At 49.7% G+C, this 1430-nt stretch carries 1 protein-coding gene; it reads right to left on the reverse strand.

Annotated elements, in window-relative coordinates; genetic code table 11:
• On the reverse strand, positions 1-998 hold a 998-nt coding region (locus CPT76_RS35205), incomplete at its 3' end, for a cache domain-containing protein (protein ID WP_181153249.1).
• Positions 999-1430 lie beyond the last annotated feature (432 nt).

Genomic DNA, 1430 nt, shown 5'->3' on the forward strand with positions numbered 1-1430 from the left:
AGAAGCTTTCTCATTCTGCGAATCGGCCGGAACGAAACGGCGTGGATATGAAAAATAAGCCAGGCGCCGAGCACAAGTGTAACGAAAGAAACGAGAAGAACGACCGTTCGGATCGTTTTCGATTTGGCCAGCACCTGATCCTGGGGCACGATGGAGACGTAATTCCACTGTGTGATCGGCGACGGATTATAGGTCAGCAGCAGCCGCCTGCCTTCATGTTTGAAATCACCATACAGCTTATCGTCAAGACGGCCGATCGTTTGATGGATCGCCTGCTCGTCAATCAGATGGCTTCCAAGCGCGTAGACGAGATTTCCGTTTTTGTCCAGGATGTATTGGGAATTGCTAATCGGCGAGACGCTGTTGAGGTGCATCTGCGAAAACAGCACGGAGCTGTTGAAGTTCATGGCGATCAGCCCTCGGGTCTTCCCCTGAATCACGATTTTACGGAAATAAGTCAGCTGGCTTCGCCCCTCATGATCCGAAGAAGCGGACAGCTGTCTTGATTTCACCAGCATGGGCTGTTCCTTCAGCTCCTTTTCGACTCCGATCCAATCCGAGTCCGGAAATGTGCTGAACCTGGAGCTGTATCCCTGCGGATACGCAATGAAGCTGCGGGTGTCCATATTATATATGTATACGCTTTCTAAATAGGGCAGATTGACGACAATCGATTTCAAGTAATCGGTCAGCTGTTTAATATCACGCTGGGACGCCTGCGCTTCCTCCGTTAAATACCAGTAAACCCCGTTGTTGAGCGCCAGTTTGATCGCACTGCTGTCCGTGTCCTGGATGTAGCCTTCGATAAAGTTCATTTTATCGCTCAGAAGTTGATGATGCATCTCGCTAAGTTCACTCTGCAGCACCGATTTGGATGTGTAATACGAGGTCAGGCTGACCGCCAGTATGATTACAAAAACCGCAATCGTAAGGACAAAAACCAGCCTGGCCTGCGTCGTCGACAGCAGCGTCTTTGCCCAACTGGATAGCTTCGTCATCGTTGCACATGCCTCCCGACTAACTGTATGTTCTCCTAATGTTACCACATACACTCTGGATTCAATGATATGAAATTGGAATTGCAGCGGATTTTTTGTAACCGCCATCATTTCGGTAAGGCAAAGCAGACTCCGTAAGCCCATTGGTAGATAGCTGGCAGCTGTAACATTCAAGCTGAACAAAGCAAAAAACCGGGCTAGCGCCCGGAAATTCACAGCATAAAGCGGCATGCTTGCCGGATTTAGCTGCCGATGACCTATGACCCGAGTTATCTTGGGCTTCAGGTTAGACTCCACCGATTGTTCTAGTCCACAACAGTCAAACCAAGCAGGCCGATGATGATATCGTTCGCTACAGCCCGTATTCTCACCCGGTCAATGTCTTTCGGCTTCACGGCGATATCCTTCACCTGCGCGTAAAGAGATCGGGCA

The organism is Paenibacillus sp. AR247 (genome assembly GCF_002968895.1).
In the GTDB taxonomy this organism is placed as follows: domain Bacteria; phylum Bacillota; class Bacilli; order Paenibacillales; family Paenibacillaceae; genus Paenibacillus_AQ; species Paenibacillus_AQ favisporus.